Consider the following 20,541-nt stretch of genomic DNA (forward strand, 5'->3'; position numbering starts at 1 on the left):
TCACTCGATGATCTTGGCGACCACGCCGGCGCCGACGGTCTTGCCGCCTTCGCGGATGGCGAAGCGCAGGCCTTCTTCCATGGCGATCGGGTTGATCAGCTTGACGGTGATCGACACGTTGTCGCCAGGCATGACCATTTCCTTGCCTTCGGGCAGGCTGATCGCGCCGGTCACGTCCGTCGTGCGGAAGTAGAACTGCGGGCGGTAGTTGTTGAAGAACGGCGTGTGACGGCCACCTTCGTCCTTGGACAGCACGTAGATTTCCGACGTGAAGTGCGTGTGCGGCTTGATCGAGCCGGGCTTGCACAGCACTTGGCCGCGTTCGACTTCTTCGCGCTTGGTGCCGCGCAGCAGGATGCCGACGTTGTCACCAGCCTGGCCTTGGTCCAGCAGCTTGCGGAACATTTCCACGCCGGTGCAGGTGGTCTTGGTCGTGGGCTTGATGCCGACGATCTCGATTTCCTCGCCGACCTTGATGATGCCGCGCTCGACACGACCGGTCACCACGGTGCCGCGGCCGGAGATGGAGAACACGTCTTCCACGGGCATCAGGAAAGTGCCGTCGATGGCACGCTCGGGCGTGGGGATGTAGGTGTCCAGTGCGTCGGCCAGCTTCAGGATGGCGCCTTCGCCCAGGTCGCCCTTGTCGCCTTCCATGGCGAGCTTGGCCGAGCCGTGGATGATGGGGGTGTCATCGCCGGGGAATTCGTACTTGTCCAGCAGTTCGCGCACTTCCATTTCGACGAGCTCGAGCAGTTCGGCGTCGTCCACCATGTCGCACTTGTTCAGGAACACGATGATGTAGGGCACGCCGACCTGGCGGGCCAGCAGGATGTGCTCACGGGTCTGGGGCATCGGGCCGTCAGCGGCCGAGCACACCAGGATGGCGCCGTCCATCTGGGCGGCACCGGTGATCATGTTCTTGACGTAGTCGGCGTGGCCGGGGCAGTCCACGTGGGCGTAGTGGCGCGTGGCGGTTTCGTACTCGACGTGCGCGGTGTTGATCGTGATGCCGCGGGCCTTTTCTTCGGGAGCCGCGTCGATCTGGTCGTAGGCCTTGGCCTGGCCGCCGAACTTGGAGGCCAGCACCGTCGTGATCGCTGCCGTCAGCGTGGTCTTGCCGTGGTCCACGTGGCCGATCGTGCCGACGTTCACGTGCGGCTTGGTCCGCGCGAATTTCTCTTTTGCCATNGTGATCGCTGCCGTCAGCGTGGTCTTGCCGTGGTCCACGTGGCCGATCGTGCCGACGTTCACGTGCGGCTTGGTCCGCGCGAATTTCTCTTTTGCCATGTTTCGACTCCGAAAAAAATACGTTCCAACTAGCCAAGCGCCCGGCACTCCATGCGGAGTGCCGGGAATCATGGTGCCCTTTGCGGGAATCGGACCCGCGACCTCTCCCTTACCAAGGGAGTGCTCTACCACTGAGCCAAAAGGGCGCTCAAACCATTGCTGACGATCAAAGCCCGTTGGAGCGGGAGACGGGAATCGAACCCGCGTCATTAGCTTGGAAGGCTAGGGTTCTACCATTGAACTACTCCCGCCTTGCGCCTGCCGCTACCCCAGAGGATTGCGACAAACACTGCGCTTTCGCACTACTCCAACTACCGATCGATCGCCAACCTGTCTTCAAAAATCACTGGTGGAGAGGGCTGGATTCGAACCAGCGTACTCGTAAGAGGGCAGATTTACAGTCTGCTGCCATTAACCACTCGGCCACCTCTCCAGCGAACTCAGGACTATAGCAGAACTTTTTGACTCTGCACATCCGCCGTGGCGGACAAGCACCAATTTATTGTCTGGCCGCGTTCGGCGAGCCAGCGGCCGGCCTGGCCGAAGTGGCCGCAGCCGATGAAGGGCACGGGCGGGCGCAGTGCCGACAACGGCGAAGGATGGTTGGCCATCAGCACCAGCGCCTCGCGGCCTGCGGCATGGGCCGTGCGCTCGATCAAGGGTGCCTTGGCCTGGGCGTGCGCCCCCCAGAGCAGGTAGACGCAGGGCGAAGCGACCGCCGCCACCTGGGCAATCAGTGCGTCGGTCAGTGCCTCCCAGCCCTTCTTGGCATGGCTGGCGGCCTGGCCGTCTTCCACCGTGAGGCTGGTGTTGAGCAGCAGCACGCCCTGTTCGGCCCATTCGGCCAGCGAGCCGCCGGTCGGCAGGGGGCAGCCCAGGTCGCGCTGCAGCTCCTTGAAAATGTTGCGCAGCGAGGGCGGCAGCCGCACGCCCGGCGCGACCGAGAAGGCCAGGCCCTCGGCCTGGCCAGGGCCATGGTAGGGGTCTTGACCCAGGATCACGGCGTGCACGCGCTCGGGCGGCGTCAGCCGCAGCGCGCGCAGCGGCTCGGGCGGATAGACCACCGCGCCAGCGGCCTGGCGCGCAGCCAGGAACTCCTGCAGCCGCAGGCCCTCGGGGCTCGCGGCGAAGCCCTCGACCACCGGCTGCCAGCCGGCTGCGACCGGGCCGAAGGCCGTCATGCGCCGAACAGCTGGGCCAGCGCCTCGCCCGGCTCCGGCGCGCGCATGAAGGCTTCGCCGACCAGGAAGGCGTGCACGCCGGCCGTGCGCATGCGCTGCACATCGGCCGGTTGCAGGATGCCGCTCTCGGTCACGAGCAGGCGGTCGGCCGGCACGGCGGCCTGCAGGTCCAGCGTGGTCTGCAACGAGACCTCGAAGGTGCGCAGGTTGCGGTTGTTGACGCCGATCAACGGCGTCTTGAGCTTGAGCGCCCGCGCCATCTCGGCCGCGTCGTGCACCTCGACCAGCACCGCCATGCCCAGGTGCCGGGCGATGGCCTCGAACTCGGCCATCTGCGCGTCGTCCAGGATCGCGGCGATCAGTAGCACGCAGTCTGCGCCCATGGCGCGCGACTCGTAGATCTGGTAGGCGTCGACCATGAAGTCCTTGCGCAGCACGGGCAGCTGGCAGGAGGCGCGCGCCTGCTTGAGGTAGTCCACGCTGCCCTGGAAGAACTGGCGGTCGGTCAGCACCGACAGGCAGGCCGCGCCGTATTCGGCATAGCTTTGCGCGATGTCGGCCGGGATGAAGTCCTCGCGCAGCACGCCCTTGGAAGGGCTGGCTTTCTTGACTTCGGCGATCACGGCGGCCTTGCCGGCGGTGACCTTGGCGCGCAGCGCGCCGACGAAGTCGCGCGTGAGCACGCGCGACTCGGCGTCTTCGCGCACCTCTGCCAGCGGCTTGCGGCCCTTGGCGAGCAGCAGTTCCTCGTGCTTGACGGCAACGATCTTCTTCAGGATGTCTTCGGACATGGTGTTTCTCAGGCAGTGGCCAGCGTGCGCGTGAGCGCGGCGAACTGGTCCAGTTTGGATTTGGCGGCGCCCGAGGCGATGGCCTGGCGCGCAGCGGCCAGCCCTTCGGCGATGGAGCCGCAGACATTGGCCGCGTACAGCGCCGCGCCGGCATTCAGCACCACGATGTCGTAGGCGGGGCCGTGCTCGCCGTCGAGCACGCCGCGCAGCATGGCCTGCGACTGCTGCGGCGTTTCCACACGCAGCGCGCGGTTGCTGACCATGGCCATGCCGAAGTCCTCGGGATGGATCTCGTACTCGCGCACCTCGCCGTCCTTGAGCTCTCCGACCAGCGTGGACGCGCCCAGGCTGACCTCGTCCATGCCGTCCTTGCCGTAGACCACCAGCGCGTGCTCGGCGCCCAGGCGCTGCAGTGCGCGCACCTGGATGCCGACCAGGTCCGGATGGAACACGCCCATCAGGATGTTGGGCGCGGACGCCGGGTTGGTCAGCGGCCCCAGGATGTTGAAGATGGTGCGCACGCCGAGCTCCTTGCGCACGGGGCCCACGTTCTTCATGGCGGGGTGGTGGTTGGGCGCGAACATGAAGCCGATGCCGACCTCCGCGATGCACTGCGCGATCTGCTCGGGCGTGCGCATGATGTCCACGCCCAGCGCCTCCAGCACGTCGGCGCTGCCGGACTTGCTGGACACGCTGCGCCCGCCGTGCTTGCTGACCTTGGCGCCGGCCGCAGCCGCGACGAACATCGAGCAGGTCGAGATGTTGAAGGTGTGCGAGCCATCGCCGCCCGTGCCGACGATGTCGACCAGATGCCGCGTGTCGGCCACCTGCACCTTGGTCGCGAACTCGCGCATGACCTGGGCCGCGGCCGTGATCTCGCCGATGGTTTCCTTCTTGACGCGCAGGCCCGTGATCAGCGCGGCCATCATCACGGGCGAGCATTCGCCGCGCATGATGAGCCGCATGATGTGCAGCATCTCGTCGTGGAAGATCTCGCGGTGCTCGATGGTGCGCTGCAGCGCTTCCTGGGGGGTGATCATGGGAAGGTCTTTCGAAAGAGGGGATCAGCGCGCCGGGCTCTCGGCCCAAGCAAGGCGCAGGCCGAAACCGATGAACAGCACGCCGGCCACACGGTCCAGCCAGGCCAGGCCACGCTGCACGCTGGCACGCCGCGCCATCCAGGCCGCGGCCAGCGCCCAGGCGACATTGACCGGAACGGCGTTGAGGTTGAACAGCACGCCCAACCCCACGAACACCCAGGCGGCATCCATCGTGCCCGGCGCGATGAACTGGGGCACGAAGGCCAGGAAGAACAGGGCCACCTTGGGGTTCAGCAAATTGGTCCAGAAGCCGTCGAGGAAGACACGGCGCGACGCCACGGGCGCGCCCAGGGGAGCGGCCTGCGCCTGCGCGAGCGGGCTGGCGCCGGCACGCGCGAACAGCAGGCGCAGACCGGTCCAGGCCAGGTAGGCCGCGCCCACCCACTTGAGCACATTGAAGGCCGTGGCCGACGCCGCCAGCAGCGCGCCCACGCCGATGGCCGCGGCCGCCACATGCACGAAGCAGCCGGCCGTGATGCCCAACCCGGCGACGATGCCAGCGCGCACGCCGCCGCGCAGCGCATGGCGCACGATGCACAGCACGTCGGGGCCCGGCGTCAGGTTCAGCAGCCAGCCGGCCGCGATGAACAGCAGCAGATGGTGGAAGTCGGGCATGGGCTGCCCCTCATGCCTGCGCGAAGTAGCCGCGCACGGCCGCCACGGCCCGGTCCACGCCTGCGGCGTCCACGTCCAGGTGGGTCACAAAACGCAGCTGGTACAGGCCCGTGGCCAGGACGCCGCGCTCGGCCAGGTACGGCAGCAGCCCGGCGCCGCGTTCGCGCGCCGCGCCCGAGAGCGTGGCGAACACGATGTTGCTGTGCGGTGCCTGCGCCTGCACGCCGTCGATGCCGGACAGCCCTTCGGCCAGCCGGCGCGCCAGCGCATGGTCGTCGGCCAGGCGCGCGACATGGTGGTCCAGTGCATGCAGCGCCGCGGCCGCCAGCAAGCCGGCCTGGCGCATGCCGCCGCCGGCCATCTTGCGGATGCGGTGGGCGCGCGCGATGAAGTCGCGCGAGCCGCACAGGGCCGAGCCCACGGGCGCGCCCAGGCCCTTGCTGAAGCAGACCGAGACGCTGTCGAAGCACTGCGCGATGCGGCGGGCCTCAAGGTAGGGGTCCGAACCTTGTGCCGTGGCCGCATTGAACAGCCGCGCGCCGTCCAGGTGCCGCGCCAGGCCCTTGTCCGCCGCCAGCTGCGTTGCGGCCTGCACGTAGTCGAACGGCAGCAATTGCCCGCCCAGCGTGTTCTCGAGCGCGAGCAGCCGCGTGCGCGCGAAATGCGCGTCGTCGGGCTTGATCGCGGCCTCGATCTCCGCCAGCGGCAGCGTGCCGTCGGCCGCGTGCGCGATCGGCTGCGGCTGCACGCTGCCCAGCACGGCGGCGCCGCCGGCCTCCCAGCGGTAGCAGTGCTGCATCTGGCCCACGATGTACTCGTCGCCGCGGCCGCAGTGCGCGAGGATCGCGCACAGGTTGCTCTGCGTGCCGCTGGGCACGAACAGCGCGGCCTCGAAGCCCAGCAGGCCGGCGATGCGCTCCTGCAGCGCCTGCACCGTCGGGTCGTCGCCGAACACGTCGTCGCCGAGCGGCGCGGCAAACATCGCCTCGCGCATTGCGGGCGTCGGCCGCGTGACCGTGTCGCTGCGCAGGTCGACGACCGCGCTCATCGTTGCTCCAGGAAGTTGCGCAGCATCGCGTGCCCGTGCTCGGTCAGGATGGACTCGGGATGGAACTGCACGCCCTGGATCGGCAACTCCCTGTGGCGCACGCCCATGATCTCGCCGTCCTCGGTGCGGGCCGTCACGGCCAGTGCGGCCGGACAGTTGTCGCGCGCGATGGCCAGCGAGTGGTAGCGGTTGACCGTGAAGCGCTCGGGCAGGTCGGCGAACACGCCTTCGCGCGTGGTCGTGATCTCGCTGGTCTTGCCGTGCATGAGCTGCTGGGCCCGCACGATCTGGCCACCAAAGGCCGCGCCGATGCTCTGGTGCCCCAGACACACGCCCAGGATGGGCAGCTTGCCCGCGAAGTGCCGGATCGCCTCGACCGAGATGCCGGCCTCGGCCGGCGAGCAGGGGCCGGGCGAGATCACGAGCAGGTCGGGCGCGCGCGCCGCCACACCCGCGATGTCGATCTCGTCGTTGCGGAACACCTCCACCTCCGCCCCCAGTTCACCGAAGTACTGCACCAGGTTGAAGGTGAAGCTGTCGTAGTTGTCGACCATCAAAAGCTTGGGCATGGCTTACTCCAGACCTTCCTCGACGAGTTCACTCGCGCGCAGCAGCGCGCGTGCCTTGGCTTCGGTTTCCTTCCATTCCAGCTCGGGCACCGAGTCGGCCACCACGCCGGCCGCCGCCTGCACGTGCAGCGTCTGGTCCTTGATCACGCCGGTGCGGATGGCGATGGCCACATCCATGTCGCCCGCGTAGCTGATGTAGCCGCAGGCGCCGCCGTACAGGCCGCGCTTGGTCGGCTCCAGCTTGTCGATGAGCTCCATGGCGTGCACCTTGGGTGCGCCCGTCAGCGTGCCGGCCGGGAAGGTGGCGCGCAGCACGTCCATGTTGGTCATGCCGTCCTTCAGGATGCCTTCGACGTTGCTGACGATGTGCATCACGTGGCTGTAGCGCTCCACGGCGAAGGCCTCGGTCACCTTCACGCTGCCGATCTTGGCGATGCGGCCGATGTCGTTGCGCGCCAGGTCGATCAGCATCACGTGCTCGGCCCGTTCCTTGGGGTCGTTCACGAGCTCGACCTCGGCCGCCTTGTCCTGCTCCAGCGAAGCGCCGCGCGGTCGCGTGCCCGCCAGCGGACGGATCGTGACCTTCTGCTCGCCGGCCTCGGTGACCTCCTGGCGCACCAGGATCTCGGGCGAGGCGCCCACGACATGGTGGTCGCCCATGTCGTAGTAGTACATGTAGGGACTGGGGTTCAGCGAGCGCAGCGCGCGGTACAGCGACAGCGGCGACTCGGTGTAGCGCTTGCTGATGCGCTGGCCCACCTGCACCTGCATGAAGTCGCCGGCAGCGATCAGCTCCTTGGCCTCTTCGACGGCCTTCAGGTAGGCGGCCTTGGCGAACGGCCGCTCGGCGGGGTGCGCCTGCGTCGGCCTCACTTGCGGCGCGCTGACCGAGTAGCGCAGCTTGTCCTTGAGCTCGCGCAGCCGGCGCTTGGCGTTGGCATAGGCCTCGGGTTGCTTGGGGTCGGCATAGACGATCAGGTAGAGCTTGCCCGACAGGTTGTCGATGACGGCCAGTTCCTCGCACTGCAGCAGCAGGATGTCGGGGCAGCCCAGCAGGTCGGGCGGGCAGCTGTTCTCGAGCTTCTTCTCCATGTAGCGCACCGCGTCGTAGCCGAAGTAGCCGGCCAGACCGCCACAGAAGCGCGGCAGACCGGGGCGCAGCGCGACCTTGAAGCGCTTTTGGTAGGCCTCGATGAAGTCCAGCGGGTTGCCGCCCGCCGTCTCGACCACCTGGCCGTCGGTCACCACCTCGGTGCGCGCGGCGGCGCCGAAGCCGCTGGCGCGCAGCAGCGTGCGCGCCGGCAGGCCGATGAAGCTGTAGCGGCCGAAGCGCTCGCCGCCGACGACGGATTCGAGCAGGAAGCTGAACTTCCCGCCGCCCTGGGGTCCATTGGAGTAGGCGAGCTTCAGGTACAGCGAGAGCGGGGTTTCGAGGTCCGCGAAGGCCTCGACGATCAAAGGGATGCGGTTGTAGCCGTCCTTGGACAGGCTCTTGAATTCGAGTTCAGTGATCACAGCGTGCTTTCGAAGTTCACGCCGGGCGCTTGGGGGATGGTGCGTCCCGGCGGCAGCGGGGTGCTGCCTTCGTTCATTCAAGCCCTTGCGCGGGTGCGGCTGCACTGGCGAAGAGCACGGGCGCACGGCGATGCGCCGTGCAATCAGGTGCGGCTTGTCGTTGGCTTACGCCAGGGCCAGGCTCCCCGGCCTGCGCCTGATGTCTTGGTGCTGTGAGCGGACATGGGCGGCGAGTGTAGCAAAGAGGAACGAAGCCGCTGCCGCTTGGCGGCGGATCGCGACCAGTTGGCGGCTGATGTTGACCCGCCCTCCCCCTGCACCCACAATTGTTTCGCCCAAGTAACGGGTTACGAGGAACATCTGTCATGAGTACGGTACAAAAAGAGGTCGACGAGCGCACCAATCTCACGACGAGCAACAAGTTCGAACTGCTGCTGTTCCGCCTGGGCACGACCCCCAATTCCGAGCACCGCGAGCTGTTCGGCATCAACGTGTTCAAGGTGCGCGAGATCATGGTCATGCCGACCGTGACGGCCGTCGCCAACTCCACCGCCCACATGATGGGTGTGACCAACATCCGCGGCCAGGTGATCCCCGTCATCAACCTGCCCGCCGCCGTGGGCTGCGTGCCGCAGACCGGGCTGAACATCTTGCTGGTGACTGAGTACGCGCGCACCACCCAGGCCTTTGCCGTGGAGGAGGTGGACGAGATCGTGCGCCTGGACTGGAACCAGGTGCTGTCCGCCGAGGCCAGCACCTCGGCCGGCGGCCTGATCACCAGCATCGCCCGGCTCGACGGCGACGTGCACAACACACGCCTGGCCCAGGTGCTGGACGTGGAGCAGATTCTGCGCACCGTGATGCCGCCGCCGGGCCCGGAGATCACCGACGAATCCGTCGGCCCGCGCGTGAGCCTGCCGCAGGGCAGCGTGATCCTCGCGGCCGACGACTCGCTGATTGCGCGCTCGCTGATCGAGAAGGGCCTGTCCACGCTGGGCACGCCCTTCATCATGACCAAGTCGGGCCGCGAAGCCTGGGACAAGCTGCAGGACCTGGCGGCCAAGGCCGAGGCCGAGGGCAAGCCGGTCTCCTCCAAGGTGGCGCTGGTGCTGACCGACCTGGAGATGCCCGAGATGGACGGCTTCACGCTCACGCGCAAGATCAAGCAGGACGCGCGCTTCCGCTCGATCCCGGTGGTGATCCACTCCTCGCTGTCCGGCACCACCAACGAGAGCCATGTGAAGACGGTGGGCGCCGATGCCTATGTGGGCAAGTTCGTCATCGAGGAACTGGCGGACACCATCCGCAAGATGCTGCGGCTCGCCAAGCCGACGGCGCAATAACACCGTCGCCACGGCGTCATAGAGGCGCCTCGGGGCGTTCCAAGAATCCGCTGCTTCACGTTGAAGCAGAGGGATGGACATGGGACGCAGAGAGCTCCGCAAGCGCGCTGGCCCGTGGTCGGTGGTCGGTGGTCCTGTCAGGGTCCTCTGCGCTGGCCCAGCGAGACCTCCAACGCCAGCCCGTGCGCCCGTCAAGTTCGGCGCGTTCCGCCCGGCCTGATCAGGCCGGCACGGCCTCGGCCATTGGCCGGTCCCAGTGCCGATGCCGGCCAATGGCCTCGATGAAGGCCTTGGCCGTGTCGGGCGCGGTCTCTGCGGTGCCGCGGCCCAGCACCACGCCCGGGTGCCTGGCCAGGGCCTGCGCGTCGGAACGTGGCGTGAGTTCCAGCAGGCGCAGCAGCACCGCGCCCTCACCCAGCGCGCAGACCGCCTTGGCGTGCTTGTAGGCTTCCAGCACGAAGTGCTGGGCGGCGCCGATGCCGGCCAACGCCTGGGCGGCGCGCTCGCCGCCGGCCACGAGCACGGCGTCGAACACCACCGAGGGCATGGTCGCCAACGCGTGGTCCACATTGAACTGGCGGCCGGCCTCGGTCGCCACCGGCGCCAGCTGCGGTGCCAGCACCAGGCAGCGCGCGCCCGCATCCTGCAGCGCCTGCAGCACGGGCCGCAAACCCTGCGTGTCGACCCCGTCGGCCACCAGCACCGCCACCTTGCGCGTAGCCAGCGGGTGCGAGCCGGTCGGCGGGTTGCAGGCCATGCGCAGCGCCACCGATTCCTCGATCGGCAGCTTGCCCCGCGCCTCGCGGAAGCCTGCGCGGCCGGCCGCCGCCCGCGGGTCGGGCACGAGGCCCAGGCCTGCCGCCACCTTGCGCGCCAGCATGGCGTCCACATGGGCCAGGTTGTCCACCATGCGCTGACGCACCTCGGGATGCTCGACCTTGCCCAGCTCGAAGCGGAAGGCGGCCACGATATGCTCCTTCTCCGCCGGGCCCTGGCTGTGCCAGAACAGCGCGGCCTGCGAGAAATGGTCGTCGAACGAGGGGCTGCGCTGGCGCAGCCGCGGCGTGCCGGTGGCGGCCTGGAACTCCTGGAAGCCCTGCGGCCCGCCGTCGACGCGGAACTCCGCGCCGCCTTGGCCCAGCGTGTTGGGCTCGTAGGCCGCCCGGCCGCGGTTCACGGTCTGGCGATGTATGCCGTCGCGCTGGAAGTTGTGGAAGGGGCAGACGCCGCGGTTGATCGGGATCTCGTGGAAGTTCGGCCCGCCCAGGCGCGACAGTTGCGTGTCGGTGTAGGAGAACAGCCGGCCCTGCAGCAGCGGGTCGTTCGTGAAGTCGATGCCCGGCACGATGTGGCCCGGGTGGAAGGCCACCTGTTCGGTTTCGGCGAAGAAGTTGTCGGGATTGCGGTCCAGCACCAGCTTGCCGATGCGCTGGACTGGCACCATCTCCTCGGGAACGAGCTTGGTCGGGTCCAGGATGTCGAAGCCGAGCTGGTCGGCCTTGCCCTCGTCGATGATCTGCAGGCCCAGCTCCCACTCGGGGAATTCACCACGTTCGATGGCCTCCCACAGGTCGCGCCGGTGGAAGTCGGGGTCCATGCCGGCGATCTTCTGCGCCTCGTCCCAGGCCAGGCCATGCACGCCCAGCCTGGGCTTCCAGTGGAACTTGACGAACACCGCATCGCCGCCCGCATTGACGAGCCGAAAGGTGTGCACGCCGAAGCCTTCCATCATGCGGTAGCTGCGCGGGATGGCGCGGTCGCTCATGGCCCACATCAGCATGTGGGTGCTCTCGGGCATCAGCGAGGCGAAGTCCCAGAAGGTGTCGTGTGCGCTGGCGGCCTGCGGCATCTCGTGGTGCGGCTCGGGCTTGACGGCGTGGATCAGGTCCGGGAACTTCATCGCGTCCTGGATGAAGAACACGGGGATGTTGTTGCCCACGAGATCGTAGTTGCCTTCGGTCGTGTAGAACTTGACGGCGAAGCCGCGCACGTCGCGCACCGTGTCGGCCGAGCCGCGCGAGCCGGCCACGGTGGAAAAGCGCACGAACACCGGCGTGCGCTGCTCCGGGTCTTGCAGGAAGGCCGCGCGCGTGTAGGTGGCCATCGAGCGGTACAGCTGGAAGTAGCCATGCGCACCGGCACCGCGCGCATGCACCACGCGCTCGGGGATGCGCTCGTGGTCGAAGTGCGTGATCTTCTCGCGCAGGATGAAGTCTTCGAGCAGCGTGGGGCCGCGCGCGCCCGCCTTGAGCGAATTGTGGTTGTCAGAGAGCCGCAGGCCCTGGTTGGTGGTGAGGCCGGTGGCCGCCGTGGCTTCGCCCGCGACGAAGGCCTGCATCTGCTGCTGCTTGGGGCTGGTGCCGGCCCGCGGCACCTTGGCGCCGGCTGCGTCCTTGCGCGGCATCGTTTCAGGCGTCCATGCAGCAGGCGATGGCACGGCCCACGGCCAACAATGCCAGCAGGCCCACGATGCCCGCGACGGCCCAAACGACGATGTCCATGACCTGATCCCTCTTGTACGCAATGAAGATGTGCACAAGACTAAGCGTGCGCCCCGGCCCGCCCGGTAGTTGCCCGCTTCAGCGCGCTGTGGGACCAGCCTGCGAGTGCCGGTAGGAGGCCAACTACAGCAGCGCAGCAGCCTCGGCCAGCGAATCGACCCAGCCGTCGGCGTCCACCGCGCGCACGGGCTGGCCGTGGTTGTAGCCGTAACTCACCAGCACCACCGGGCAGCCGGCCGCGCGCGCGGCCTGGGCGTCGTTGCTGGAGTCGCCCAGCATCAGTGTGCGCGAAGGCACGCTGCCCAGCACCTCGCAGGTGCGCAGCAGCGGCAGCGGGTCGGGTTTCTTGCGCGCGAAGGCGTCGCCGCCGAAGACCTGCACGAAGAAGCCATCCAGCCCCTTGTCGCGCAACAGCGCGCGGGCGAAATCGGTGGGCTTGTTGGTCAGACAGGCCAGCGCCAGGCCCCGCGCCTGCAACGCGCGCAGGCCCTCGACCACGCCGGGGTAAACCTGCGAATGGCGGCCGTTCACGTCCGGATAGTGGCGCTGGTAGCTGGCCCAGGCCGCGTCGTACAGGCCGGGGGCGGCCTGTACTCGGGCCAGCACGCTGCGGATCAGGTGCTCCGAGCCCTTGCCCACCATGTCGACCACGGCGGCGGCCGGCACGGCGGGCAGCGCCAGGTCCGCCAGCATGCGGTCCAGCGCCGCACTGAAGTCGCCGAGCGTGTCGACCATGGTGCCGTCGAGGTCGACGATCGCGGCCTGCAACGGCAGCGACAGGGCCAGGGACGGGTTCTTACCGGCGGAACCTCGTTCCGCGTTCTTCGAGGGCATGCAGGGGGCTCCAGGCAATCGGATGGTGGCAAAAGGGCTGGATTGTCGGCCGCCGCGCAGTCAAGGAACCGCTGCGTCCATCGAGACTAGAAGACTGACCGCCGAACGATCAACAGATTGCAGCAGCCAACGGCGCTGAACAGCGATTCACGCAGGGCATCCTTAAGAGTGCGTTAATCCCGCCGCCCGAGCATCGGGCTTTCTCCAGAACGAAGGCCCCTATGCAATGGACCAACACCCGGGAGCGCTACGGCAGCGTCTCCGTCGCGCTGCACTGGCTGGCACTGCTGCTGATTGCCGCGGCCTATGCCGGCATGGAACTCAAGGGTTTCCTGCCCCGCGGCAGCGCAGCGCGGGAGGCCATCAAGACGTGGCACTTCACGCTGGGCCTGTGCGTGCTGGCACTGGGGATGGTGCGCGTGGGGCTGGCGCTCGCCAGCTGCACTCCGCGCATCAACCCGCCTCCACCGCCCTGGCAGAGCTGGCTCGCCACCGCCATGAAGCTGGCGCTGTACCTGTTCATGGTGGCCACGCCGCTGCTCGGCTGGCTGTTCCTCAGCGCCAAGGGCTCGGCGATCCCATTCTTCGGCGTGCCCCTGCCGGGACTCATCGCCCCGGCACAGGCCAGCGCAGGCGCGATCAAGGACGCCCACGAGCTCTTGGCCAACCTGGGTTACCTCCTGATCGCGGCCCACGCGGCGGCGGCGCTGTTTCACCACCACGTGCTGCGCGACAACACGCTGAGGCGCATGCTGCCCTGACCGCCAACCGAGGCCAATGCCCGCAGCACGGCTCAGCCCGGCTTGAGCTGCCGGTAGACCTCCTGCGAGACCTTCATGAGTTCGGCCCGGTCGGCATCCGCCGAGATGGCGTAGCCGAAGTGGTTCTCGACCCAATAGAACACGTTGACCGCGCCGTCCTGGCCGAAGCGGAACGCGGCGTCGGCCTGGCCCACCTCGCGCGTGACGTACAGGGTCAGCCGCCTGCCGTCGGCTGCGCCATACATGAACTGCGCCACCGGCGCCTTCTCGCCGGGCAGCAGGCGCCCGCCGATCAGCGCGTAGCCCAGCGGCGCCAGCGCCGGTGCCCGCACCTCGGCGCCCATGCGCCGGGTCAACCAGGTCACCAGGGCCTGCTCCTGGTCGGCGCCCACTTCCACGGGACGGCGCTTGTCGGGGCTGTACACCGCGTGCGCGATGGCCGCGCGCTGCGCGAATCCGGTCAGCGCGGGGCCGCTGGCGGTGGCCGGCGCCGCACCGGCCTCCACCATGCCGCGCAGCGACCAGGCCGCGCCCGCGCTCACGGTGGCGATGAGCAGGCTGGCCGCCAGGCCGCGCCATGGCCAGGCCGCGCGCACCGGCCGCATGGCCAGGCCCGGCGGCACGGGCTCCTCGTGCACGGGGGCCAGCAGGTCGCGCAGCAGCGCGTTCTGCTGTTGCCAGTCGCGCACGCGGGCCGCTTGCTCGGGGTGCGCGGCCAGGAACTGCTCGACCTGCGCCAGCCGCCCGGGCGCCAGCTGGCGGTCGGCATAGGCATGCAGATCGGCTTCGGTGACGGGCGGGGCCGTGCCCGTGCCGATGGCTTGGAGTCGGGGGTCGTCCATGGTCATTTCACGCGCCGGAGCCGGTCGGCTGCAGCGCCGGTGCGCACGGGGCCCGGCCCGCGCAGTTCTTCCTGCAGCCGCGCGCGGGCCCGCGACAGCCGCGACATCACGGTGCCCAGCGGCACGCCGATCGCGCCGGCCACCTCCTGGTAGCTCAGCTCCTCGACGGCCACCAGCAGCAGCACCTCGCGCTGCTCGGGCGGCAGGCGCTGCAGCATGCGGTCGAGGTCGCGCAGTTCCAGCGCGTCGTTCTGCAGCGGGCGCTGCAGCTGCTCGGGCAGCGCGTCGCCGGCACTGTCTTCCGGCCGGCTGCGCTGGGCACGCAGCCGGTCGATGAACTGGTTGTGCATGATCCCGAACAGCCAGGCCCGGACCTCGCCGCGCCGCTGCCACATCGCCCAGCGCGACCAGGCGCGCTCCAGCGTGTCCTGCACCAGGTCGTCGGCGCGGTCGCGGTCGGACACCAGCGCGCGCGCGTAGCGGCGCAGGCTGGGAATGCAGGCCACGATCTCGGCTTCGTCCGGAGAGCGCATGGAGGCCGAGTGTCGGCGGTCCGGCCGCTTACTTCACGATGTGCCAGATGTCCTTGAAGTTGTCGCCCGTCATATCGCCGGCCTTTTTGTCGGAGGCATAGGTGTAGACCGGCTTGCCCTTGTAGGCCCACTGCTTGGCGCCATCGTCGCGCGTGACCACGCCCAGGTCGCCGACGGGCTTGGCATCGGCGTCGGCCAGCGCCGGCGGCCACAGCGTGGCGCAGGGGCCGTTGCACACGCTCTTGCCGCTGCCCGCCTGGTCCTTGTCGAAGGTGTAGAGCGTCATGCCGCTGGCGTTGACGAGCATGCCGCCGGCCATCTTGGGGGCGGGCTCGGCCTGGGCCGGCAGCGTGAAGGCGGCGGCAAGCGCCAGGGCGAGCGTTGAAGCGAGGCGGGTGTGCATGGTGGCGGTCTTTCGCAAGGGGTTGAGGAACACCGGCATGGACGGATGGCGGGGCGCGCTTATTCCACCGCCCATCAAAAAAAAACCCAGGCGCAGCACGGGCGGCGCACAAGCTGTGACAGTTCCGGGCGGCCCGGCCATGTAGACTGCGCGGTTTTTTCGAATCCGTCGGCATGGTGCAAGCGTCACGGCACACAGGCACGCCCGACTCGGCACTGGTCCGTCTGCTGGCCCGCCTGGCCGGGTCGGACGCGCGCCCCTCCCCGCAGGGTTTTGCGGACCGCCTGGGGCTCTGGCTCCGGTGGACCGACGCCATGCCCTTGTTCACGGCCTTGAAGGACGCGCCGCAGCCATCGGCCGCCACCGGCGACCCGGCCAAGGCGGCCGCCACGCTGCAGGCCACGGCCGGCGCCGCGGCGCGCCTGCGCAGCGCGCTGGCCCGGGCCATCGCCGAGGAAACGGCGGCCGCCACGGTGGAGTTCCGCGCCCCGCCGGTGCCGCTGCCCGGCGAGGTCAAGGAGGCCACGCCCGGCTTTGCGCCCTACCGGCGCTGCGTGCTGGCGCGCCAGTCGGCCATGGCCGCGGGCATCGCGCCCTTGCGCGGACGCCTGCGCATGGCCCTGTCGGCGCGCTCGCCCGCGCTGGCACGGCTGGCCACGGTGGACACGGTGCTGGAGCAGGTCATCGGCAACCAGGAGCACCGGCTGCTGGCCGGCATTCCCAAGCTGCTGGAAAAGCGCTTCCGCCAGCTGCGCGATGCCAGCGGCGAGGACGCCGTGGCGGACTGGCCCCTGGTGTTCCAGCAGGAGGTGCAGAGCGTGCTGCTGGCCGAACTGGATCTTCGATGGCAACCGATCGAAGGGCTCATGAAGACCCTTCGTAACAACTGAATGACACACCCCCAGTCTGCGCACTACGCGCTCTGCCAACCCCCATGGGGCGCCGCCAGCGGCCGGGCAGAGCCCGGGCCGAAGCGTCTGCTGGCATGGCCTGCTCCGCGGCCTTCGGAACAGTGGCTTGTCTGCCGCTTTCCTGCCCTGCATGTGGGGCGCCAACGCAACGGACAACCAAGATGCAAGCGAGCCCCATGAACCGAGTTCTCCACCACGCCGTCCTGCTCGCGGGCCTGGCCTGCATCGCCTGGGTCGGTGCCGGCTACGCCGGCAGCAGCCACCTGCTGGCGTTGGCCGTCACCGCGCTGATCGGCGCGTTCTTCGTCTTCGGCGCGCTGGAGCTGTGGCGTTTCCGCCGGGCCACCGACCAGTTGGCCGGCGTGCTGGCCGACAGCAGCGCACCGCCCGCGGCGCTGGGGCCCTGGCTGGAGCGCCTGCCCGCCACGCTGCGCCACCCCGTGCGCCTGCGCATCGAAGGCCAGCGCGTCGCCCTGCCCGGCCCGGTGCTCACCCCCTACCTGGCCGGCTTCCTGGTGCTGCTGGGCATGCTGGGCACCTTCCTGGGCATGGTGGTCACGCTGCGCGGCACCGGCCTGGCACTGCAGGGCGCGACCGACCTGGCCAGCGTGCGCGCCGCGCTGGCCGCACCGGTCAGCGGCCTGGGCGTGGCCTTCGGCACCTCGCTGGCCGGCGTGGCGGCTTCGGCCACGCTGGGCCTGGCGGCGGCACTGGCGCGGCGCGAGCGCCTCGTGGCCGGCCAGCAACTCGACCAGCTCACCGGCACCACGCTGCGCAGCTTCTCCGAGGCCCAACGCCGCGACGACTCCTTCCAGCTGCTGCGCCAGCAGGCCGAGGCCATGCCTGCGCTGGTCGAGAAGCTCAACACGCTGGTGCAAGGCATGGAGCGCCAGAGTCAGCAGCTGCACGAACGCCTGCTGGCCGACCAGCAAAACTTCCACAGCCGCACCGAGGCCGCCTACACGGGCCTGGCCGGTGCGGTGGACCGCTCGCTCAAGGACAGCCTCGCGGAAAGCGCACGCCTGGCCGGCGCCGCGATCCAGCCCGCCGTGGAGGCCACCATGGCCGGCGTGGCGCGCGAGGCCGCGGCCCTGCACGCGGGCGCGGCCCAGGGTGTGCAGCAGCAGCTCGACCAGCTGGCGCAGCGCTTCGCCACGAGCGCCGAGGGCGTGTCCCGCGCCTGGACCGAGGCCCTGGCCGAGCAACGCGCCACCCAGGCCCAGCTCGGCAGCGGCCTGCAGACCAGCCTGGAGGGCTTCACGCAGAGCTTCGCGCAGCGCTCGGCCACGCTCGTGGAGCAGGTGTCGGAGCAGCTCGCGCGCAGCACGGGCGCGCTGGAGCAGCGCTGGCACGACAGCCTGGCCCGGCATGCCCAGGCCAACGACGCCCTGGCCAGCGGCACCCACGCGGCCCTGGCCGGCACCGCGGCGCAATTCGCGCAGCACACGGCCACGCTGCTGCAGACCGTCGAGCAGGCCCATGCCCAGCTGCAAGAACAAGTGGACCAGCGCGATGCAACGCGCCTGGCGGCCTGGTCCGAGGCCCTGGCCCGCCACGAGCAGGCCACCCAGACCCTGGCGGGCGACACGCAGCAGGCCCTGGCGGGCACCGCGGCGCAGTTCGCGCAGCACACGGCCGCACTGCTGCAGACCGTCGAGCAGGCCCACGCCCAGCTGCAGCAGCAGGTGGACGCGCGCGACGCGCAGCGCATGGCGGCGTGGACCGCCGCACTGGCGCAGCACGAGCGCGCCACCCAGGCCCTGGCCAGCGACACGCAACAAGCCCTGGCCAGCACGGCCGCCGGCTTCGGCACCCATGCCGCCGCGCTGCAGCAGGGCGTGGCCCAGGCCCATGCCGATCTGCAAGCGCAAGCCGCCGCCCGCAACGCCGAACAGGCCGCGGCCTGGAGCGAGGCACTGGCCCGGCACGAGGCTGCGCAACAAACCCTGGCCAGCCACACACGCGCCGCGCTGGAAGGCGCCACCAGCGGCTTCGTCGCGCAGGTGGCCACGCTGCAGCAGCAGGTGGCCGAACGCGACAGCGAACGCCTGGCCGCCTGGGCCGCCGCACTGGCCCGGCACGAGCACAGCACCCAGGCCCATGGCCAGGAGACGCGCCAGGCCCTGGCCAGCGTGGCCGACGGTTTCTCGCACCATGCGGCCGTGCTGCAGGCCACCGTGGCCCAGGCCCATGCCGATCTGCAGGCCCAGGCCGGCGCGCGCGACGCCGAGCGCCTGGCCGGCTGGAACACCACGCTGACCACCATGACCGGCCAGTTGGCCGCCCAGTGGCGCGAAGCCAGCGAACACGCGCTGGCGCAGCAGCAGCGCATCTGCACCGCGCTGGCCGAGACCGCCCAGGCCATGGGCGAGCGCGCCGAGGCCCAGGCCAGCGCCACCGTGGCTGAGATCGGCCGCCTGGTCGATGCGGCGGCGCAGGCGCCGCGTGCGGCCGCCGAGGTCATCGCCGAGCTGCGCGACAAGCTGACCGACAGCATGGCCCGCGACAACGCCATGCTGGACGAACGCGCACGCGTGCTGGACACGCTGCGCACCTTGCTGGACGCCGTGAACCACGCCTCCAGCGAACAGCGCGCCGCCATCGACGCACTGGTCTCGGGCTCGGCCGAACTGCTGGAACGCGCGGGCGAGCGCTTTGCCACGCAGGTCGAGGACCAGGGCAGCCGCCTGGCCGAGTCCGCCGCCCAGCTGGGCGCGGGCGCGGCCGAGGTCGCCAGCCTCGGAGAAGCCTTCGGCGCCGCCGTGCAGCTGTTCAGCGAATCCAACACCCAGCTCGGCGCGCATCTGCAGCAGGTCGACGAGACGCTGGCCAAGTCCATCGCGCGCAGCGACGAACAGCTGGCCTACTACGTGGCCCAGGCGCGCGAGGTCATCGACCTCTCGCTGCTGTCGCAGAAGCAGATCGTGGAAGACCTGCAGCGCCTGGCCAACGAGCGCAGCGCGCAGGCGGCTGAAGCATGAGCGCCGCGCCGGGCCGCCCCAAGCAAGCTCGCTCCCCCTCGGGGGGACAGGCCGCAGGCCGAAGGGAGCGCCAATGACCGCGGAGGACTTCGACGAAGGCCTGGGCCACGACGCCGCCGCGCCGGTCTGGACCGCCTTCGCCGACCTCATGGCCGGCCTGCTCGGCGCCTTCGTGCTGATCCTGGTCGGCGTGATCGGCATGCAGCTGGAGCTGGACACCCGGCTGCAGGCCGAGATCGCCCAGCGCCAGGCCCAGGCGAAGAAGCTGCAGACACTGGAGCAGGCGCTGTCGGGCCCACTCGCGGCCGGCCGCGTGACGCTGTCCGACGGCCGCATCGGCATCAGCGGCAGCGTGCTGTTCGCGTTCAACTCCAACGAGCTCCAGCCTGAGGGCCGCCAGTTGCTGCAGAGCCTGGCCGGCCCGCTGGCCAGTTACCTCAAGGAACGCGACGAGATCCTGATGGTCAGCGGCTTCACCGACGACCGCCAGGTGCGCGCGAGCAACCGCCAGTTCGCCGACAACTGGGAGCTCTCGGCGCAGCGCGCGCTGACCGTCACGCGCACGCTGGTCGAGGAAGGCATCCCCGCATCGGCCGTGTTCGCCGCGGCCTTCGGCTCCGAACAAGCCGTGGCCTCCAATGCCGATGCCGAGGGCCGCGCGCGCAACCGCCGCGTGGAGATCGCGCCCACGCCCCGGCCGGCCCGCACCGGCAGCAAGCCGCGTGACTGAGCAGATCGCCGGCGCCGCCGCCGACCCGCTGCACGCGCACTTCGTCGCGGCGCTGGCGCGGCGCACGGCCACGCGCACGGGCGCCGAGCGCGCGCTGCTGGAGGCCCGCCTGGCCGCGTTGCAGGCCGAGCCCCGGCCCGCTGCACCCTTGCCCGCACCCCGCCCCGCTGCGCCCGGGCCCCTGGCCAGCCTGGTGCAGGTGCTGCGCCCGCCCGCCACGCCCAAGGGTCCACGCGCGGGCCAGACGGGCGAGCCGGAGCTACTGCAGTTCTTCCGCAGCACCTGGGCCCGGCTGCATGCCGAACAGCGCCTGAACCACGCACTGGCCGATGCACCCGAGAACCCCGGCCCGCTGAACTCCGAGCACCTGGTGCACCAGGCCCTGCAGCTCATGCGCGGCTGCGCGCCGGACTACCTGCGGCACTTCATGGCCCAGGTGGACGCGCTGGCCTGGCTGGAGGATGCCCAGGCCGAAGCCACGGCCGCCGGCAAACCGGCGCCCAAGGCCGGCAAGGCACCTGCGAAGAAGACGGCCAGGAAGGCCACGCGCAGCAAGCGCACCTAGGGTCATTGCACATGGCGTGCGGCGCACA

The 20,541-nt window shown here is 69.9% G+C and carries 19 protein-coding genes, 3 tRNA genes and 1 pseudogene; 6 read left to right on the forward strand and 17 right to left on the reverse strand.

The genetic code is table 11. The features are described 5' to 3' along the window. From tuf to trpE, 12 genes and pseudogenes are all read right to left on the reverse strand, one after another. Positions 1 to 1,191 (reverse strand): elongation factor Tu, encoded by a 1,191-nt coding sequence (gene tuf / locus ASF45_RS00005; RefSeq protein ID WP_056657307.1) that lies wholly within the window; start codon positions 1,189 to 1,191, stop codon positions 1 to 3. A gap of 1 nt (position 1,192) precedes the next feature. Beyond that, positions 1,193 to 1,362 (reverse strand): annotated as a pseudogene (locus ASF45_RS37010) (GTP-binding protein); the annotation flags it as partial. Next, positions 1,362 to 1,436, reverse strand: a tRNA-Thr gene (locus ASF45_RS00010). The gene ASF45_RS00010 and the pseudogene ASF45_RS37010, both read right to left, overlap by 1 nt. A 31-nt stretch (positions 1,437 to 1,467) precedes the next feature. Further along, positions 1,468 to 1,541, reverse strand: a tRNA-Gly gene (locus ASF45_RS00015). Between the two features lie 96 nt (positions 1,542 to 1,637). Continuing rightward, positions 1,638 to 1,723, reverse strand: a tRNA-Tyr gene (locus tag ASF45_RS00020). A gap of 13 nt (positions 1,724 to 1,736) precedes the next feature. Beyond that, positions 1,737 to 2,471, reverse strand: coding sequence for a uracil-DNA glycosylase (locus ASF45_RS00025; RefSeq protein ID WP_056655010.1), 735 nt, complete (start codon positions 2,469 to 2,471; stop codon positions 1,737 to 1,739). Then, entirely contained in the window at positions 2,468 to 3,262 is a 795-nt protein-coding gene (trpC, locus tag ASF45_RS00030) for an indole-3-glycerol phosphate synthase TrpC (protein WP_056655013.1), read from the reverse strand. Before trpC ends, ASF45_RS00025 begins: the two co-directional genes overlap by 4 nt. Positions 3,263 to 3,270: 8 nt before the next feature. Next, entirely contained in the window at positions 3,271 to 4,302 is a 1,032-nt protein-coding gene (gene trpD, locus ASF45_RS00035; protein ID WP_056655016.1) for an anthranilate phosphoribosyltransferase, read from the reverse strand. Between the two features lie 24 nt (positions 4,303 to 4,326). Next, a complete protein-coding gene (locus ASF45_RS00040; protein WP_056655019.1) occupies positions 4,327 to 4,977 on the reverse strand; it encodes a LysE family translocator in 651 nt (216 codons plus the stop codon). Positions 4,978 to 4,987: 10 nt separating this feature from the next. Then, the gene (gene ltaE / locus ASF45_RS00045; RefSeq protein WP_056655022.1) at positions 4,988 to 6,025 is read right to left on the reverse strand and encodes a low-specificity L-threonine aldolase; all 1,038 of its coding nucleotides are present in this window, start codon (positions 6,023 to 6,025) and stop codon (positions 4,988 to 4,990) included. Then, the gene (locus ASF45_RS00050; protein ID WP_056655025.1) at positions 6,022 to 6,594 is read right to left on the reverse strand and encodes an aminodeoxychorismate/anthranilate synthase component II; all 573 of its coding nucleotides are present in this window, start codon (positions 6,592 to 6,594) and stop codon (positions 6,022 to 6,024) included. Before ASF45_RS00050 ends, ltaE begins: the two co-directional genes overlap by 4 nt. Positions 6,595 to 6,597: 3 nt before the next feature. Further along, complete coding sequence (gene trpE / locus ASF45_RS00055) at positions 6,598 to 8,109, reverse strand: anthranilate synthase component I (protein WP_056655028.1); 1,512 nt, start codon at positions 8,107 to 8,109, stop codon at positions 6,598 to 6,600. Positions 8,110 to 8,474: 365 nt separating this feature from the next. Between trpE and ASF45_RS00060 the strand changes: the two genes are divergently transcribed. Beyond that, positions 8,475 to 9,452 carry a chemotaxis protein gene (locus tag ASF45_RS00060; protein WP_056655031.1) on the forward strand — a complete coding sequence of 326 codons (978 nt, stop codon included), beginning with the start codon at positions 8,475 to 8,477 and terminating at the stop codon, positions 9,450 to 9,452. A gap of 220 nt (positions 9,453 to 9,672) precedes the next feature. On the opposite strand, the gene ASF45_RS00065 is transcribed toward ASF45_RS00060, so the two are convergent. Together ASF45_RS00065 and gph are read right to left on the reverse strand one after the other, a co-directional pair. Further along, positions 9,673 to 11,856 carry a catalase gene (locus ASF45_RS00065; RefSeq protein WP_056655034.1) on the reverse strand — a complete coding sequence of 728 codons (2,184 nt, stop codon included), beginning with the start codon at positions 11,854 to 11,856 and terminating at the stop codon, positions 9,673 to 9,675. A 220-nt stretch (positions 11,857 to 12,076) separates the two neighbouring features. Further along, entirely contained in the window at positions 12,077 to 12,787 is a 711-nt protein-coding gene (gene gph, locus ASF45_RS00070; protein WP_082550719.1) for a phosphoglycolate phosphatase, read from the reverse strand. A 221-nt stretch (positions 12,788 to 13,008) separates the two neighbouring features. On the opposite strand from gph, the gene ASF45_RS00075 reads away from it, so the two are divergent. Beyond that, positions 13,009 to 13,548 (forward strand): cytochrome b, encoded by a 540-nt coding sequence (locus tag ASF45_RS00075; protein WP_056655037.1) that lies wholly within the window; start codon positions 13,009 to 13,011, stop codon positions 13,546 to 13,548. A 32-nt stretch (positions 13,549 to 13,580) separates the two neighbouring features. Here the strand turns inward: ASF45_RS00075 and ASF45_RS00080 are convergent, their stop codons facing one another. The 3 genes from ASF45_RS00080 to ASF45_RS00090 are packed head-to-tail and all read right to left on the reverse strand — an operon-like array spanning position 13,581 to position 15,326. Next, positions 13,581 to 14,390, reverse strand: a complete 810-nt coding sequence (locus ASF45_RS00080; protein WP_056655040.1) for an anti-sigma factor — start codon at positions 14,388 to 14,390, stop codon at positions 13,581 to 13,583. Between the two features lie 2 nt (positions 14,391 to 14,392). Further along, positions 14,393 to 14,923 (reverse strand): RNA polymerase sigma factor, encoded by a 531-nt coding sequence (locus ASF45_RS00085; protein WP_056655042.1) that lies wholly within the window; start codon positions 14,921 to 14,923, stop codon positions 14,393 to 14,395. A gap of 28 nt (positions 14,924 to 14,951) precedes the next feature. Then, positions 14,952 to 15,326, reverse strand: coding sequence for a hypothetical protein (locus ASF45_RS00090; RefSeq protein WP_056657312.1), 375 nt, complete (start codon positions 15,324 to 15,326; stop codon positions 14,952 to 14,954). Positions 15,327 to 15,499: 173 nt separating this feature from the next. Here ASF45_RS00090 and ASF45_RS00095 point away from each other — a divergent pair, with 173 nt between their 5' ends. From ASF45_RS00095 to ASF45_RS00110, 4 genes are all read left to right on the forward strand, one after another. Then, positions 15,500 to 16,216: a DUF3348 family protein gene (locus ASF45_RS00095; RefSeq protein WP_063887550.1), complete on the forward strand. Its 717-nt coding sequence runs from the start codon at positions 15,500 to 15,502 to the stop codon at positions 16,214 to 16,216. A 197-nt stretch (positions 16,217 to 16,413) separates the two neighbouring features. Further along, positions 16,414 to 19,218, forward strand: coding sequence for a DUF802 domain-containing protein (locus ASF45_RS00100; protein ID WP_056655050.1), 2,805 nt, complete (start codon positions 16,414 to 16,416; stop codon positions 19,216 to 19,218). 73 nt (positions 19,219 to 19,291) lie between these two features. Next, positions 19,292 to 19,948, forward strand: coding sequence for an OmpA family protein (locus ASF45_RS00105; protein ID WP_056655052.1), 657 nt, complete (start codon positions 19,292 to 19,294; stop codon positions 19,946 to 19,948). Then, positions 19,941 to 20,513 carry a DUF2894 domain-containing protein gene (locus ASF45_RS00110; protein WP_056655055.1) on the forward strand — a complete coding sequence of 191 codons (573 nt, stop codon included), beginning with the start codon at positions 19,941 to 19,943 and terminating at the stop codon, positions 20,511 to 20,513. Before ASF45_RS00105 ends, ASF45_RS00110 begins: the two co-directional genes overlap by 8 nt. The last annotated feature ends 28 nt before the right edge of the window (positions 20,514 to 20,541 follow it).

This window comes from Pseudorhodoferax sp. Leaf265 (assembly GCF_001422365.1).
GTDB lineage: Bacteria > Pseudomonadota > Gammaproteobacteria > Burkholderiales > Burkholderiaceae_C > Pseudorhodoferax.

Coding starts and splice junctions, on each gene's coding strand:
- tuf (WP_056657307.1), bottom strand. CDS start 1,191: ATGGCAAAAGAGAAATTCGCGCGGACCAAGCCGCACGTGAACGTCGGC.
- ASF45_RS00025 (WP_056655010.1), bottom strand. CDS start 2,471: ATGACGGCCTTCGGCCCGGTCGCAGCCGGCTGGCAGCCGGTGGTCGAG.
- trpC (WP_056655013.1), bottom strand. CDS start 3,262: ATGTCCGAAGACATCCTGAAGAAGATCGTTGCCGTCAAGCACGAGGAA.
- trpD (WP_056655016.1), bottom strand. CDS start 4,302: ATGATCACCCCCCAGGAAGCGCTGCAGCGCACCATCGAGCACCGCGAG.
- ASF45_RS00040 (WP_056655019.1), bottom strand. CDS start 4,977: ATGCCCGACTTCCACCATCTGCTGCTGTTCATCGCGGCCGGCTGGCTG.
- ltaE (WP_056655022.1), bottom strand. CDS start 6,025: ATGAGCGCGGTCGTCGACCTGCGCAGCGACACGGTCACGCGGCCGACG.
- ASF45_RS00050 (WP_056655025.1), bottom strand. CDS start 6,594: ATGCCCAAGCTTTTGATGGTCGACAACTACGACAGCTTCACCTTCAAC.
- ASF45_RS00060 (WP_056655031.1), top strand. CDS start 8,475: ATGAGTACGGTACAAAAAGAGGTCGACGAGCGCACCAATCTCACGACG.
- ASF45_RS00065 (WP_056655034.1), bottom strand. CDS start 11,856: ATGCCGCGCAAGGACGCAGCCGGCGCCAAGGTGCCGCGGGCCGGCACC.
- gph (WP_082550719.1), bottom strand. CDS start 12,787: ATGCCCTCGAAGAACGCGGAACGAGGTTCCGCCGGTAAGAACCCGTCC.
- ASF45_RS00075 (WP_056655037.1), top strand. CDS start 13,009: ATGCAATGGACCAACACCCGGGAGCGCTACGGCAGCGTCTCCGTCGCG.
- ASF45_RS00080 (WP_056655040.1), bottom strand. CDS start 14,390: ATGGACGACCCCCGACTCCAAGCCATCGGCACGGGCACGGCCCCGCCC.
- ASF45_RS00085 (WP_056655042.1), bottom strand. CDS start 14,923: ATGCGCTCTCCGGACGAAGCCGAGATCGTGGCCTGCATTCCCAGCCTG.
- ASF45_RS00090 (WP_056657312.1), bottom strand. CDS start 15,326: ATGCACACCCGCCTCGCTTCAACGCTCGCCCTGGCGCTTGCCGCCGCC.
- ASF45_RS00095 (WP_063887550.1), top strand. CDS start 15,500: ATGGTGCAAGCGTCACGGCACACAGGCACGCCCGACTCGGCACTGGTC.
- ASF45_RS00100 (WP_056655050.1), top strand. CDS start 16,414: ATGAACCGAGTTCTCCACCACGCCGTCCTGCTCGCGGGCCTGGCCTGC.
- ASF45_RS00105 (WP_056655052.1), top strand. CDS start 19,292: ATGACCGCGGAGGACTTCGACGAAGGCCTGGGCCACGACGCCGCCGCG.